Below are 14,764 nucleotides of genomic sequence, written 5' to 3'. Positions count from 1 at the left end.
CCTTGCCTCTGGCTAACACTTCCCCTTGCCGGGTGTGTAGAGGACTTTCACCTCCAAGTCGTTCGGCTCACCACCACAGTGAGCTGAACAGCGCCAGTCACGGCGCTACGCGCCATGCCTGGCGCACCACAAAAAGCCCCCGCCGCCTTACGGTTGCGGGGGCTTCTTACATTTCAGCAAACACCAAAAATCCAATGTGGGTGCGGGCTTGCTCGCGAATACGGTGGATCAGCCAGCAGATTCGTAAACTGACAGACTGCTTTCGCGAGCAAGCCCGCGCCCACCGGGAATGATGTCTGACGTTTAGTTTCGTTTACGTCTGGTCTCGCAATATCGGATGACGCCGACAGACCTTGTAGGCAAACTCCGAATCGCGTGTTGCGGCGCCATGCCGCCCTGTCGTGCTGTTTTTTGACGGGATACTCTCCGGACGTCGCTGACCTATTCAGCGATCGGGTGTGGTAACCCGGCGAAACCAGCGCAACAGCGCGTCCATCACGTTATGGCAGCTGTGCGTGGGACGCCTGCGGGCGTACCGGTTTCCTTGGTTCCCGGTTTACCACCCTGCGTACAGCTGCCTCCCTTTCGCGTGGTAACGAAAGTCGTGGCACTTCGAACCAAGGAGCAACACGATGAGCGAAACTGACCCGAACGGACCAGCACACGTTAAAACCATCGGCTTCACCCCCTTCCTCTACAAATCGGATCAAGCGTTTTTCAACGTTCGCTCCGGCATCCCGATCATCGATGCCTTGTCCCAATCCTCCGACCTGCTGTACCTCGCCAAATCCTTCGCAAAAGACGCTGCCTGCACCAAAGACACCGACCGCCACGCCTGGGCCGCGCATTACCTGACGATGATGGGCAAGGCTCTGATTGACGACGTGATACAAGCGCTGATCCCACGACCTACGCGGACAAAGAGCGAGTCTGAAGAAGATTTACCTGAAAGCCTGTAAAGGCAAACCGAGACCAAAAAGCCCCCGCCAGCCTTGAAGCTGACGAGGGCTTTTTCGATGACGCGACGTTACATCTCCACCTGCGTCCCCAACTCAATCACCCGGTTCAGCGGCAAATTGAAGAACCTCAAGTTCCCGTTGGCGTTCTTCAACATGAACGCGAACAGCCCTTCGCGCCAACGCGCCATTCCTTCGAGTTTCGAAGCGATGACCGTTTCACGGCTGAGGAAGTAAGTGGTGCGCATCGGGCTGAAATCCAGCTCGTCCAGATGACACAACTTCAGCGCTTGCGGCACGTCCGGCTCGTCGGTGAAGCCGAAGTGCAGGATCACCCGGAAGAAGCCTTCTCCGTAGGCATCCACTTCGAAACGCCGTTGCGGCGGCACCCGCGGGATGTCTTCATAGACCACGGTCAACAACACCACTTGCTCGTGCAGCACCTGGTTGTGCAGCAGGTTGTGTAACAGCGCGTGAGGCACGGCGTCGGGGCGCGCGGTGAGGAACACGGCGGTGCCCTGGACTCGATGCGGCGGTTGCACGCGAATGCTGCTGATGAAGATGGGCAGGGGCAAGGCGCCTTCGTCGAGACGCTCGACCAGCAATTGCTTACCGCGCTTCCAGGTGGTCATCAGCACGAACAGCGCAATACCGGCAATCACCGGGAACGCACCGCCCTGGATGATCTTCGGCACGTTAGCGGCGAAATACAGACCGTCCACCAGCAAGAAGCCAATCAGTACCGGCACCGCGAGGATCGGTGGCCATTTCCACAGCAGCAGCATGACGGCCGACACCAGAATCGTGGTCATCAGCATGGTGCCTGTCACCGCCACGCCGTAAGCCGAGGCCAATGCGCCGGAGGATTCAAAGCCCAGCACCAGCAAGACCACGCCAACCATCAGCGACCAGTTCACGGCACCGATGTAAATTTGGCCCTGCTCGTCGCTGGAGGTGTGCTGGATGTACATGCGCGGGATGTAACCGAGCTGGATCGCCTGACGGGTCAGGGAGAACGCACCGGAAATCACCGCTTGCGAGGCGATCACAGTCGCCAAAGTCGACAGGCCGACCAACGGGATCAGCGCCCAGCTTGGTGCCAGCAGATAGAACGGGTTACGTGCCGCTTCCGGGTTTTCAAGCAGCAAGGCGCCCTGGCCAAAGTAATTGAGCACCAGCGCCGGTAGCACCAGCAGGAACCAGGCGCGGGCAATCGGCTTGCGGCCGAAGTGGCCCATGTCGGCATACAGCGCTTCAGCACCGGTCAGTGCCAGCACCACAGCGCCGAGAATCGCCACGCCCATACCGGCATGCACCATGAAGAAACGCACGGCCCAGGCCGGGTTCAGCGCATGCAGCACCTCCGGCGTGTGGCTGATGCCGTAGACGCCAAGGGCGCCGAGCACCAGGAACCAGGTGACCATGATCGGCCCGAACAGAATGCCGATCCGCGCCGTGCCGTGACGCTGGATCAGGAACAACCCGACCAGCACCACCAGCGACAGCGGCACCACCCAATGGTCGATGCCTTCAAACGCCAGACCGACGCCTTCAATGGCCGACAGCACGGAAATCGCCGGCGTGATCATGCTGTCGCCGTAAAACAACGCCGCACCGATCAGCCCGCAAACCACCAGCAATGAACGCAACTTCTTGCGCTCACCCGCCGCACGCCGTGCCAGTGCGGTGAGCGCCATGATCCCGCCCTCCCCCTGGTTGTCGGCGCGCAGGACGAACATCATGTATTTGATCGACACGACCCAGATCAGTGACCAGAAGATCAACGACAGAATGCCCAGCACCCCGTCGTGGTTGACAGGCACACCGTAACCGCCGGAAAACACTTCTTTGAGGGTGTACAACGGGCTCGTGCCGATGTCGCCGTAAACCACCCCGACCGCCGCGACCAGCATGCCGATCGGCTTTGCCGTCGAATGCTCGGCGCCCGCCGCCTGACTACTTGCCTGCCCCATCCAACACTCCTGATTCCCAGACCGGCTTCTTCGAATGAAGCACTATGCTTTGTCGTGCAGCATGCGCTGTTTTACTTGCTGTTACAGACGATTTGTTGACTGTAAAAATTTGGCAAGGCCCAACGGCGCGAAGCATAGCGCAGCACTCGTCGTATTTCCCGGCATAAAGCTGGTCAAGTGCGTTGCACGCCGCTAGAATTGCGCACTTTTTGATCAGAGGCGCCATTCAAGCGCCCGTCTCTCGATTCCTGCGTCAGGCAATCGATGTCACAAAATACCGAGGTTAGACATGTCCACCACTCCTGCGCCGGCCAATCCAAAGGTTGGCTTTGTATCTCTGGGTTGCCCGAAAGCACTGGTCGACTCCGAGCGCATCCTGACCCAGCTGCGCATGGAAGGCTATGACGTGGTGTCCACCTATCAGGACGCCGACGTCGTGGTCGTCAACACCTGCGGTTTCATCGATTCGGCCAAGGCTGAATCTTTGGAAGTGATCGGCGAAGCGATCAAGGAAAACGGCAAGGTCATCGTCACCGGCTGCATGGGCGTGGAGGAAGGCAACATCCGCGACGTACACCCGAGCGTGCTGGCCGTGACCGGCCCGCAGCAGTACGAGCAAGTGGTCAACGCGGTGCACGAAGTCGTGCCGCCGCGTAAGGATCACAACCCGCTGATCGATCTGGTGCCGCCGCAAGGCATCAAACTGACGCCGCGTCACTACGCCTATCTGAAGATTTCCGAAGGCTGCAACCACAGCTGCAGCTTCTGCATCATCCCCTCGATGCGCGGCAAACTGGTCAGTCGTCCGGTCGGTGATGTGCTGGACGAAGCCCAGCGCCTGGTCAAATCCGGCGTCAAAGAGCTGCTGGTGATCTCGCAAGACACCAGCGCCTACGGCGTCGACGTGAAATACCGCACCGGGTTCTGGAACGGCGCGCCGGTAAAAACCCGCATGACCGAACTCTGCGAAGCCCTAAGCACACTCGGCGTCTGGGTCCGTCTGCACTACGTCTACCCGTACCCGCACGTTGACGAGCTGATCCCGTTGATGGCCGCTGGCAAGATCCTGCCGTACCTGGACATCCCGTTCCAGCACGCCAGCCCGAAAGTGCTGAAGTCGATGAAACGCCCGGCGTTCGAAGACAAGACCCTGGCACGCATCAAGAACTGGCGCGAAATCTGCCCGGACTTGATCATCCGTTCGACCTTCATCGTCGGCTTCCCGGGCGAAACCGAAGAAGACTTCCAGTACCTGCTGAACTGGCTGACCGAAGCCCAGCTCGACCGCGTCGGCTGCTTCCAGTACTCGCCGGTTGACGGCGCTCCGGCCAATGATCTGGATCTGGACGTGGTGCCTGACGACGTCAAACAAGACCGTTGGGAGCGCTTCATGGCGCATCAGCAAGCGATCAGCTCGGCGCGCCTGCAAATGCGCATCGGCCGTGAAATCGAAGTGCTGGTGGACGAAGTCGACGAACAAGGCGCCGTCGGCCGCTGCTTCTTTGACGCCCCGGAAATCGACGGCAACGTATTCATCGACAACGGCAGTAACCTCAAGCCGGGCGACAAGGTCTGGTGCAAAGTGACTGACGCTGACGAATACGATCTGTGGGCTGAACAGATCTAAACACCACGCAGTGCAAGTGGGAACGAGCCTGCTCGCTCCCACAAAGGCAATAGTGTTGTATTGAAAAGCCCCGCTCTTTTTACGAGATGCGGGGCTTTTTTAGGTCTATCGTTTGTGGGGGAAGGACTCCCATCACACCTGACAAGAGGCTACCGGGCATGCGTCACCATTCGGTCATCCACACGCCGAAACTCAGCGACTATCAGGAACTGACCCGGGTCTGGGAGGCCTCGGTTCGCGCGACCCATGATTTTCTGCCGGACAGCTATATCGAACGGCTGCGCAATCTGGTGCTGACCCGCTACCTCGACGCGGTGATGCTGATCTGCACCAAGGATCGCGAGCAACGCATCACCGGTTTCGCCGGCGTGGCGGCGGGCAAGATCGAAATGCTGTTCATTGATCCCGACCATCGCGGCCAGGGTCTGGGCAAAAAACTGCTGAATTACGCCATGCAGCATTTGAACGCCGATGAACTCGACGTTAACGAACAGAACCCACAGGCGCTGGGGTTTTACTTCAAGCAAGGTTTTGAAGTCATCGGCCGCTCGGAAGTCGATGGCATGGGCCAGCCGTATCCTTTGCTGCATATGCGCTTGCGGCAGAACCCGCAGCGCTCGCAACACGGCTGATGCAACACAGAACAACCTGTGGGAACGGGCTTGCTCGCCAAAGCGGTGGATCAGCAGCCTTGGCGTGAACTGATACTGCGCACTCGTGAGCAAGCCCGCTCCCACCCTGAATTAACCGCCTGCAAATGGAACCGGGCTTAACCGGCGCCACACAGGTACAATGCCCACCCCTTTTTTGTTACGGCCCTGTCATGACTGACCCGATTCGCCTCTCCAAACGCCTCATCGAACTGGTGGGTTGCTCCCGCCGCGAGGCCGAGCTGTTCATTGAGGGCGGCTGGGTCACCGTGGACGGCGAAGTGATCGACGAGCCGCAATTCAAGGTCGGCGACCAGAAGGTCGAACTCGACAAGGACGCCAAGGCCACCGCGCCGGAGCCGGTGACCATCCTGCTCAACGTGCCGGCGGGCATGGATGCGGACAGCGCGATGCAGACACTGAGTGCTGAAACCCTCAGCGAAGAGCACCGCTTCAGCAAACGCCCGTTGCGTGGCCATTTCCTGCGTCTGACCGCCAGCACCGACCTGCAAGCCAAGGCCAGCGGCCTGCTGGTGTTCACCCAGGACTGGAAGATTCTGCGCAAGCTCACTGCCGACTCGGCCAAGATCGAGCAGGAATACATCGTTGAAGTCGAAGGTGACATGGTCGCTCACGGCCTTAACCGCTTGCAGCACGGCCTCACCCACAAGGGCAAGGAACTGCCGCCGGTCAAGGCCAGTTGGCAGAACGAAAACCGCCTGCGCTTCGCCATGAAAAACCCGCAGCCGGGGATCATCGCCCAGTTCTGCGAAGCGGTTGGCCTCAAGGTTGTCGGCATCCGTCGCATCCGCATCGGCGGCGTCTCGATTGGCAAGGTTCCGGTCGGTCAATGGCGCTACTTGTCCGGCAAAGAGAAGTTCTAAAGCTTCGATTGCCGCCACACATTCCGGCATTGCGCCCGCGCGATGCCCACAACGCTTATCAGGATTACCCACATGATTCATAACGACGTTTTGCGCAGCGTGCGCTACATGCTCGACATCAGCGACAAAAAAGTCGTCGAAATCATCAAACTCGGCGGCATGGACGTGGACCTCGCTGACGTAATCACCTGGCTCGACAAGAAAGAAGAAGACGAAGAAGGTTTCGTGCGCTGCCCGGACGAAGTCATCGCGCACTTCCTCGCCGGTCTGGTGATCTTCAAGCGTGGCAAGGACGAAAGCCGTCCGCCGCAGCCGATCGAAGTGCCGGTGACCAACAACATCATCCTGAAAAAGCTGCGCGTGGCCTTCGAACTGAAAGAAGACGACATGCATGCCATCCTCAAGGCTGCCGAGTTCCCGGTGTCCAAGCCCGAGCTGAGCGCGCTGTTCCGCAAGGTCGGCCACACCAACTACCGCCCGTGCGGCGACCAGTTGCTGCGCAACTTCCTCAAGGGCCTGACCCTGCGCGTTCGCGCCTGATCGCTCTTCAGCGGCGGCGATATCCAATCGCCGCCGCTGCGCATGACCGTTCATTCCTTGCAAAAATAGTGGCTCCGCTTTTCGCGGTTGACGACTAGGGTGTACTCATCCCTAGCCCTCAGGACTTGCCATGCACACGTACTTTTCCCTGAAAGGCCGCACCGCTCTGGTGACCGGCGGCACCCGTGGTATCGGCAAAATGATCGCCAAGGCGTTTGTCGAGGCCGGCGCCCATGTGTACGTCTGCTCCCGGGATGCAGAAGCCTGTCATCAAACCGCCGAAGAACTCAGCGCCCTGGGCATCTGCCATGGCGTGGAGGCGAATCTGGCGATTGAACAAGGCGTCCAAGAACTGGCCGCGCGACTGGGCGAGCAGATCACCCATCTGGATATTCTGGTGAACAATGCCGGCACGACCTGGGGCGCCCCGCTGGAGAGTTACCCGGTCAAGGGCTGGGAGAAAGTCATGCAGCTCAACGTGACGTCGGTGTTCACCTGTATCCAGCAGTTTCTGCCACTGCTGCGCAAAGCGGGGTCGGCGGCCAATCCGGCGCGGATCATCAATATCGGCTCGGTGGCCGGAATTTCTTCTTTTGGTGAGCAGGCGTATGCCTATGGGCCGAGTAAAGCGGCTTTGCATCAACTGTCGCGGATTCTAGCGCGCGAACTGGTGAGCCAGCACATCAACGTCAACGTGATTGCACCAGGTCGGTTTCCGAGCAAGATGACCCAGCATATTGGCAATGATCAGCAGGCGTTGGCCGAGGATACGGCGCTGATTCCGATGAAGCGCTGGGGGCGTGAGGAAGAGATGGCGGCCTTGGCTATCAGTCTGGCGAGCACGGCTGGGGCTTATATGACGGGGAATATCATTCCGCTGGATGGAGGGTTCAGCCTCTGATATCGGCGGCGCGGCCTTCGCGAGCAAGCTCGCGCCCTCATTTGCAATGCGTTCTCTGTGGGAGCGAGCTTGCTCGCGAAGAGGTCAGCCCTGCCAGCACCCGTCTTGAGGACTGCCGGGGTATCATGCCCGCCCTGATCCCGCTTCTGACTTTAAACCATGACTTACAGCGTCTCCCCCATCGGCTTCGTGCGCTCCTGTTTCAAGGAGAAGTTCGCCATCCCTCGTCAGCCACAACTGGCCCCCGCCGCCCGTGGTGTGCTGGAACTGGTGGCGCCGTTCGATCAGGGTGATGCGGTGCAGGGCCTGGAGCAGGTCAGCCACGTCTGGTTACTGTTCCTCTTCCATCAAGCGCTGGAAGAAAAACCGCGCCTGAAGGTCCGCCCGCCTCGCCTGGGCGGCAACAAGTCGATGGGCGTGTTCGCCACACGCGCCACCCATCGCCCGAATGGTATCGGCCAATCCGTGGTGAAACTGGACAAGGTTGAAGCTCATCGCCTGTTCATCTCCGGCATCGATTTGCTCGATGGCACACCGATCCTCGACATCAAGCCCTACGTGCCTTACGCCGACATCATCGACAGCGCCTCCAACAGCATCGCCAGCGCCGCGCCGCAACTGATCGACGTGCAGTGGACGGACAGCGCTCTGCAACAGGCGCATGCCCACGCGCAACGCCTTGCCGAGCCACTGGTCGAGTTGATCGAGCAATGTCTGGCTCAGGACCCACGCCCGGCTTATCAAACCCCGGCGCCGGAACGCGAATACGGCGCGCAATTCTGGGATCTGGATGTGCGCTGGCATTACCCGACACCTGCGCAGATTCGCGTCCTCGAGGTCATCCCCGCCGAAGCATAAACCCCGAAAACGAAAAAACCCGCGTGACCTTCTCAGGCAACGCGGGTTTTTTACTGTCACACCACAAACCCAATGTGGGAACGGGCTTGCTCGCGAAGGTGGCGTGTCAGTCAACACAACGGCTGAATGTTCCGCCCTCTTCAGGAGCTCGCTCCCACGGGTTTTGACGGTGCTTACTTCTCGACGAACGCACGCTCGATCAGGTAGTCGCCCGGCTCGCGCATACGCGGCGACACGGTCAGGCCGAAGCTGTTGAGCACTTCGCTGGTCTCGTCGAGCATGCTTGGGCTGCCGCACAACATGGCGCGGTCGTCCTGCGGGTTGATCGGCGGCAGGCCGATGTCGCTGAACAGTTTGCCGCTGCGCATCAGGTCGGTCAGACGACCTTCGTTCTCGAACGGCTCGCGAGTGACGGTCGGGTAGTAAATCAGCTTGTCACGCAGCGCTTCACCGAAGAACTCGTTCTGCGGCAGATGCTCGGTGATGAATTCGCGGTAAGCGACTTCGTTCACGTAGCGCACGCCGTGGCACAGGATGACTTTTTCGAAGCGCTCGTAGGTTTCCGGATCCTGGATCACGCTCATGAACGGCGCCAGACCGGTACCGGTGCTGAGCAGGTAAAGGTGTTTGCCAGGCTTCAAATCGTCCAGCACCAGCGTGCCCGTAGGCTTTTTGCTGATGATGATCTCGTCGCCTTCCTTCAGATGCTGCAACTGAGAGGTCAGCGGGCCATCAGGCACCTTGATGCTGAAGAATTCCAGATGCTCTTCCCAGTTCGGGCTGGCGATCGAGTAAGCGCGCATAAGCGGGCGGCCATTGGGCTGTTGCAGGCCGATCATCACGAACTGACCGTTCTCGAAGCGCAGGCCCGGATCACGGGTGCACTTGAAGCTGAACAGGGTATCGTTCCAGTGATGAACACTGAGGACACGCTCGTGGTTCATGTTGCTCATGTACGTTTGACTCCTGGATATTGGGTCTGCGCTTGCTCTGGGCTTGATAAATGCCGATGGTGCGCAATTGCATCGCATTCTAATAGCGCCGACAATATCTGTTAACTGGATTATTAAGATAAGGGTTATCGGTTATATCGATATGCGATTTACTCTCCGTCAACTTCAAGTCTTCGTCGCCGTCGCCCAGCAGGAAAGCGTGTCCCGTGCTGCGGGTCTGCTCAACCTCTCGCAATCGGCCGCCAGCACCTCCATCACCGAACTGGAGCGCCAATCCAGCTGCCAACTGTTTGACCGCGCCGGTAAACGGCTGAGCCTTAACGCTCTGGGCAAACAGTTGCTGCCGCAAGCGGTGGCGTTGCTTGATCAGGCCAAGGAAATCGAAGACCTGCTCAACGGCAAATCCGGTTTCGGCTCGCTTTCTGTAGGCGCGACGCTGACCATCGGCAATTACCTGGCGACCCTGCTGATCGGCGGCTTCATGCAGCGCCATCCGGAAAGCCAGGTAAAGCTGCACGTACAGAACACGGCCAATATCGTGCACCAAGTGGCCCACTATGAAATTGATCTGGGTCTAATCGAAGGTGATTGCAACCATCCGGACATCGAAGTGCAGAGCTGGGTCGAGGATGAACTGGTGGTGTTCTGCGCCCCGCAGCATCCGCTGGCCAAACGCGGCAGCGCGACCATGGAAGAGTTGACCCATGAAGCATGGATTCTGCGTGAACAAGGCTCCGGCACGCGACTGACCTTCGATCAGGCCATGCGTCACCATCGCAGTGCGTTGAACATCCGGCTAGAGCTGGAGCACACCGAAGCGATCAAACGCGCAGTGGAATCAGGATTGGGGATTGGCTGCATCTCGCGGCTGGCGCTGCGCGATGCCTTCCGCCGCGGCAGTCTGGTGGCGGTGGAAACGCCAGATCTGGATCTGGCGCGGCAGTTCTACTTTATCTGGCATAAACAGAAATACCAGACTTCGGCCATGCGCGAGTTTCTCGAACTGTGCCGCGCTTTCACCGCCGGGGTGCAGCGCAGCGACGAGATCGTCTTGCCAACCATCGCTTAAAGCAGAATCACGGCCCACACCAGGGCGATCATGCTCAGCGCGACGAATTGCGCCGCGCTGCCCATGTCCTTGGCGTTTTTGGACAGTGGGTGCAATTCCAGCGAGATGCGGTCAATGGCCGCTTCCACCGCCGAGTTCAGCAACTCGACGATCAGCGCCAACAGGCACACGGCGATCAATAGCGCCCGCTCAACCCGGCTGACATTGAGGAAGAACGCCAACGGAATCAGCACCACATTGAGCAGCACCAATTGACGGAACGCCGCTTCGCCCGTGAAGGCCGCGCGCAGGCCATCGAGCGAGTAACCGGAAGCGTTGAGGATGCGTTTCAGGCCAGTCTGGCCCTTGAAAGGTGACATAAAGTAGAAACCAACCAAAAAGGAGTGAGAAAGCTAGATCAACAACAGTCAAAAAAGCGTGAAGACGCCAGCCATTATTGGCTCGCAATTGACTCAAGTTGTTGCAGAAGCAAAGCAGCCTGCGTGCGAGTGCGCACATTCAACTTGCGAAAGATCGCCGTGACATGGGCCTTGATGGTCGCTTCCGACACGCTCAACTCGTAGGCAATCTGCTTGTTCAGCAACCCTTCGCAGACCATCGTCAATACGCGAAATTGCTGCGGCGTCAGGCTGGCAAGGCCATCGCTGGCAGCCTTGGCCTCAGCCGAAACGCTGACCGCCTCGAACGCTTGCGGTGGCCAGAACACGTCGCCATCAAGCACTTTGCGCACGGCCTCCTGAATCACGCTCAGGCCACTGGACTTGGGAATAAAGCCACTGGCGCCAAACTCGCGGGACTTAACCATCACAGAAGCTTCTTCCTGCGCCGAAACCATCACCACCGGAATCTGCGGGTATTGGCCGCGCAACATCACCAACCCGGAAAATCCGAAAGCGCCGGGCATGTTCAGGTCCAGCAGGACCAGATCCCAGTCAGACTTTTCAGTCAGACGCGTTTCCAGTTCGGCGATGCTCGCCACTTCCACCAGGCGCACATCCGGGCCAAGGCCCAGCGTAACCGCTTGATGCAGTGCGCTACGAAAGAGGGGGTGATCATCGGCAATCAGGATGTCGTATGTGGCCATTTTTCAAATGATCCTGTTTTTGATGGCCGGCCCGGTGCATTCGGGTCTGGCCAAAGCAACTCGAGATGCCGCTTTGTAGCGGTATCCACAGGGGCACGTTCAACGCCAATCACTTGCAAACACGGCGTTTCAAACCTTGGCCGCACCCTAATCGGCGCCAAGCATGCCCAGCGAAGACAGGGCGGTCAAGCAGCACGGCCAGCGCGCTGTACAGTATGGGCCACTATTGGGCCAACGCTGCTTGCGGCTTTCGTATAAAGGGTTGCAACTCGGCGTGGGCCGGGGTCGATTCGTTCATGTCCAATTGCTGTTTGGCACCGAGGTAATGCTGGCTGAACACGTCGAAATAGGCGTCCAGCGCCGAGGCGGCGTCCGTATCGCCCGCCAGCTCAAGGCACAACGCTGCCACTTCGGCGGTGCACAGGTGCTCGCTTCGGGTTGAACGGCGCAAGCGGTAGCGCGACAGTTTGTCGGGCAGCAGACTGAGAATCGGCAGGCGATCGAAGTACGGACTCTTGCGGAAGATTTTCCGCGCCTCGGTCCAGGTCGCGTCTAGCAGAATGAACAACGGCCGCTTGCTGCCATCAACCGCGACGGTATTGGTCACTCGCGACGGCTCGACGTATTCGCCGGGAAACACCAGATACGGCTGCCATTGCGGATCGTTGAGCAGCGCCAACATCTGCGGGTCCGGCTCGGTGCGCGACCAGATGAACGCATGGTTATCGCTGACCACATCGGCAATCAGCCAACCGGTGTTGCTCGGTTTGAACACTTCCTTGCCGGTCATGATCAGACACACGCCGGAACGGGTTTCGACGCTTGGCCGCCAAGCGCACAGGCAATGACTGATGATCACCCGGCAGTCACGGCACCGCTCGGAGCGAAAACCTCTCGCCTGAATCGGCTTGATGCCCGCATCCTCGCGCTCATCGCGCAGGCGGGCTACAGCGTTGGGGGCATGATTCATCGCGGGCACGACCGGCAGACAGGAAAACTCGACACGAACAACACTCGGCAGGGCAATAAAGGCCGGCAGTTTACCAGAGCGGCGGGCACAAGCCTGTACCGTCCAGACCGGCTCCCCTATAATTCGCCGCCACTGAACGCACAGCCCCGTGGCTGGTCGAACCACCAGCCACCGAATCAGGAGAGTTTCATGCTGCGCCTTATCGTTCCCACCGCTGCCATTGTGCTGGCGTCGTCCTTCACCGCTCAGGCTGCGTCCTTGAGTGAGCAGAATCTGAACAGAGAGCTGCGCAACGTCGCCGCCCAAAGCAGCGTCGGCACGCCACGGGCCATCAATGAAGACATTCTTGATCAGGGCTACACCGTTGAAGGCACGCAGTTGATCAATCACCTGAGCGTGCAAAAGAGCCACGCCGAGAAAATGCGCGCTGATCCCAAAGCCGTATATTTCCAGCTGGGCGCCTCGGTTTGCAACAACCCGTCGTACCGCAAGCTGATGGCCAAGGGCGCGATCATGCGTTACGACTTCACCGAAGTGAAAACCAACAAAGCGATCGGCTCCGCCAGCTACCAGGAATCGGATTGCCCGAAAGCCGCACCGGCGAAGAAGAAGTAATCATCGCGAATTGGCGCGCCGCTGTTCATCCTCGGCGCGCAGTTCGGCCAGCAAGGCCTGTAAATAGTGTGAGCGGCGCTCTCCTCCCGCCAACCGCCGGCAACATTCATCTTCGAGACTGACTTGATGGGTCTCGGCCGATGCTTTCAACATCCGATACAGCTGCGTATCGATTTCCAGAACCACTCTGGGCATATGTCCCGCCTCCTTGCCAACCGCAAATCCTTCAATAGCGTGCACCTTGCGTACTGTCGTTGACGCAACGTTGTCGTACGGTGCCTGTAAATCAGTTAATCAGAGGGTTTGCCGCTCGGCGCACGTTCGGACGAGCGGTGCTGTCATCGCGTAAAAATCAATAAGCGATTGCCAGTCTGGACGTGCGGCGCAATGATCGAGTCGGCGCAATCGCGCACAAGGGTCTAGATTCAGAGTATTCCCGATCACTTGTTAACGGCAGAAAATGAACTGCCGACTGTGTGTTTTTGCAGCGCGGCACTGACGCCGCTCGTCAGGGCCACAAGCTCTGTGCAGCAGGAGACGTTGAATGCCTTACCAACCGAATGACCTCTTAAGCCGTCATTTTCAGGAAAGCGGCCCCGACCTCATCATCAAGGTCGAAGAACAACTCAACCGCGTTTCACCCAATAGCCCCAATATCCCTATCTATCGCGACATGATCCTGACCGTGCTGCGTATGGCTCAGGAAGATCACAATCGATGGAATGCCAAGATCACCCTGCAAGCCCTGCGCGAGTTGGAGGAGGCGTTTCGGGTGCTGGAGCAATTCAAGGGCCGACGCAAAGTCACCGTCTTCGGCTCGGCGCGCACGCCGGTCGAACATCCGCTGTACGCCATGGCCCGGGAACTCGGTGCAGCGCTGGTGCGCTCGGAAATGATGGTCATCACCGGGGCAGGTGGCGGCATCATGGCCGCCGCGCATGAGGGGGCAGGTCGCGATCACAGCCTGGGCTTCAACATCAACCTGCCCTTCGAGCAGCATGCCAATCCCACCGTGGGCGGCACCGGCAATCTGTTGCCCTTCCACTTCTTTTTCACCCGAAAGCTGTTCTTCGTCAAGGAAGCCGATGCACTGGTGCTGTGCCCTGGCGGCTTCGGCACACTGGATGAAGCACTGGAAGTGCTGACGCTGATACAGACAGGCAAAAGCCCACTGGTGCCGGTGGTCTTGCTGGATACACCGGGTGGCACCTTCTGGCAGGGTGCGATTGATTTCATCCACCAGCAACTGGCAGACAACCACTACATCCTGTCGACAGACATGAAGCTGATGCGGCTCGTCTACTCCGTCGAGGAGGCAGTAGAAGAGATCAACCAGTTCTACAGTAACTTCCACTCCAGCCGCTGGCTCAAACGTCAATTTGTGATCCGCATGAACCACAAGCTCAGCGACCAGGCGCTGGCGCATCTGCAGGAAGCCTTTGCCGATTTGTGTTTGAGCGACCAGTTCCATCAACACACTTACAATGGTGAGGAACACGACGAGGCACAGTTCAGCCACCTGACGCGATTGGCCTTCGCCTTCAATGCCCGCAATCACGGACGCTTAAGGGAGCTGGTGGACTACATCAACTTGCCGGAAAACTGGGCCCATTCCAAACCGCAAACCGCGCAACGCAACCGAGAGCCTTCGAAGGTAATTTGAAGGCAAAAAAAAACGGCCCGC

The 14,764-nt window shown here is 58.9% G+C and carries 16 protein-coding genes; 10 read left to right on the top strand and 6 right to left on the bottom strand.

Features of this window, described 5'->3' with window-relative positions:
* The first annotated feature begins 632 nt into the window (after positions 1 to 632).
* Positions 633 to 959 carry a DUF3077 domain-containing protein gene (locus K5E40_RS21665; protein ID WP_221732518.1) on the top strand — a complete coding sequence of 109 codons (327 nt, stop codon included), beginning with the start codon at positions 633 to 635 and terminating at the stop codon, positions 957 to 959.
* A 68-nt stretch (positions 960 to 1,027) separates the two neighbouring features.
* On the opposite strand, the gene K5E40_RS21660 is transcribed toward K5E40_RS21665, so the two are convergent.
* Positions 1,028 to 2,929 (bottom strand): potassium transporter Kup, encoded by a 1,902-nt coding sequence (locus tag K5E40_RS21660; RefSeq protein WP_221732517.1) that lies wholly within the window; start codon positions 2,927 to 2,929, stop codon positions 1,028 to 1,030.
* A 289-nt stretch (positions 2,930 to 3,218) separates the two neighbouring features.
* Here K5E40_RS21660 and rimO point away from each other — a divergent pair, with 289 nt between their 5' ends.
* The 6 genes from rimO (at position 3,219) to tsaA (ending at position 8,389) form a co-directional block, all read left to right on the top strand.
* Positions 3,219 to 4,556: a 30S ribosomal protein S12 methylthiotransferase RimO gene (gene rimO / locus K5E40_RS21655; RefSeq protein WP_221732516.1), complete on the top strand. Its 1,338-nt coding sequence runs from the start codon at positions 3,219 to 3,221 to the stop codon at positions 4,554 to 4,556.
* Positions 4,557 to 4,714: 158 nt separating this feature from the next.
* On the top strand, positions 4,715 to 5,188 hold the full coding sequence (locus K5E40_RS21650; protein ID WP_221732515.1) for a GNAT family N-acetyltransferase: 474 nt from the start codon (positions 4,715 to 4,717) through the stop codon (positions 5,186 to 5,188).
* Between the two features lie 191 nt (positions 5,189 to 5,379).
* Positions 5,380 to 6,090 (top strand): rRNA pseudouridine synthase, encoded by a 711-nt coding sequence (locus K5E40_RS21645; RefSeq protein ID WP_221732514.1) that lies wholly within the window; start codon positions 5,380 to 5,382, stop codon positions 6,088 to 6,090.
* Positions 6,091 to 6,162: 72 nt separating this feature from the next.
* Positions 6,163 to 6,630: a DUF1456 family protein gene (locus tag K5E40_RS21640; protein ID WP_221732513.1), complete on the top strand. Its 468-nt coding sequence runs from the start codon at positions 6,163 to 6,165 to the stop codon at positions 6,628 to 6,630.
* Positions 6,631 to 6,760: 130 nt separating this feature from the next.
* Positions 6,761 to 7,531, top strand: coding sequence for an SDR family oxidoreductase (locus K5E40_RS21635; protein ID WP_221732512.1), 771 nt, complete (start codon positions 6,761 to 6,763; stop codon positions 7,529 to 7,531).
* A 159-nt stretch (positions 7,532 to 7,690) separates the two neighbouring features.
* Positions 7,691 to 8,389 (top strand): tRNA (N6-threonylcarbamoyladenosine(37)-N6)-methyltransferase TrmO, encoded by a 699-nt coding sequence (gene tsaA / locus K5E40_RS21630; protein ID WP_221732511.1) that lies wholly within the window; start codon positions 7,691 to 7,693, stop codon positions 8,387 to 8,389.
* Positions 8,390 to 8,562: 173 nt separating this feature from the next.
* On the opposite strand, the gene fpr is transcribed toward tsaA, so the two are convergent.
* Positions 8,563 to 9,342: a ferredoxin-NADP reductase gene (fpr, locus tag K5E40_RS21625; protein ID WP_002554680.1), complete on the bottom strand. Its 780-nt coding sequence runs from the start codon at positions 9,340 to 9,342 to the stop codon at positions 8,563 to 8,565.
* 142 nt (positions 9,343 to 9,484) lie between these two features.
* Here fpr and K5E40_RS21620 point away from each other — a divergent pair, with 142 nt between their 5' ends.
* Positions 9,485 to 10,411, top strand: a complete 927-nt coding sequence (locus K5E40_RS21620; RefSeq protein WP_221732510.1) for a LysR family transcriptional regulator — start codon at positions 9,485 to 9,487, stop codon at positions 10,409 to 10,411.
* On the opposite strand, the gene K5E40_RS21615 is transcribed toward K5E40_RS21620, so the two are convergent.
* The 3 genes from K5E40_RS21615 to K5E40_RS21605 form a co-directional block, all read right to left on the bottom strand.
* Positions 10,408 to 10,770, bottom strand: coding sequence for a diacylglycerol kinase (locus K5E40_RS21615; protein ID WP_221732509.1), 363 nt, complete (start codon positions 10,768 to 10,770; stop codon positions 10,408 to 10,410). The genes K5E40_RS21620 and K5E40_RS21615 overlap by 4 nt on opposite strands.
* A gap of 74 nt (positions 10,771 to 10,844) precedes the next feature.
* A complete protein-coding gene (erdR, locus tag K5E40_RS21610; protein WP_221732508.1) occupies positions 10,845 to 11,495 on the bottom strand; it encodes a response regulator transcription factor ErdR in 651 nt (216 codons plus the stop codon).
* 223 nt (positions 11,496 to 11,718) lie between these two features.
* Positions 11,719 to 12,465 (bottom strand): tRNA-uridine aminocarboxypropyltransferase, encoded by a 747-nt coding sequence (locus tag K5E40_RS21605; RefSeq protein WP_221732507.1) that lies wholly within the window; start codon positions 12,463 to 12,465, stop codon positions 11,719 to 11,721.
* Between the two features lie 189 nt (positions 12,466 to 12,654).
* Here K5E40_RS21605 and K5E40_RS21600 point away from each other — a divergent pair, with 189 nt between their 5' ends.
* The gene (locus K5E40_RS21600) at positions 12,655 to 13,080 is read left to right on the top strand and encodes a PA3611 family quorum-sensing-regulated virulence factor (RefSeq protein WP_221732506.1); all 426 of its coding nucleotides are present in this window, start codon (positions 12,655 to 12,657) and stop codon (positions 13,078 to 13,080) included.
* On the opposite strand, the gene K5E40_RS21595 is transcribed toward K5E40_RS21600, so the two are convergent.
* Positions 13,081 to 13,275: a hypothetical protein gene (locus tag K5E40_RS21595; protein WP_221732505.1), complete on the bottom strand. Its 195-nt coding sequence runs from the start codon at positions 13,273 to 13,275 to the stop codon at positions 13,081 to 13,083. It lies immediately after the preceding gene.
* Between the two features lie 349 nt (positions 13,276 to 13,624).
* On the opposite strand from K5E40_RS21595, the gene K5E40_RS21590 reads away from it, so the two are divergent.
* Positions 13,625 to 14,743 (top strand): TIGR00730 family Rossman fold protein, encoded by a 1,119-nt coding sequence (locus K5E40_RS21590; protein WP_221732504.1) that lies wholly within the window; start codon positions 13,625 to 13,627, stop codon positions 14,741 to 14,743.
* The last annotated feature ends 21 nt before the right edge of the window (positions 14,744 to 14,764 follow it).

It is taken from the genome of Pseudomonas baetica (assembly GCF_019733355.1).
GTDB classification, from domain to species: Bacteria; Pseudomonadota; Gammaproteobacteria; order Pseudomonadales; family Pseudomonadaceae; genus Aquipseudomonas; species Aquipseudomonas baetica_A.
The sequence above is the reverse complement of the archived record's forward strand: the minus strand, read 5'-3'. Positions and strand labels throughout refer to the sequence as shown.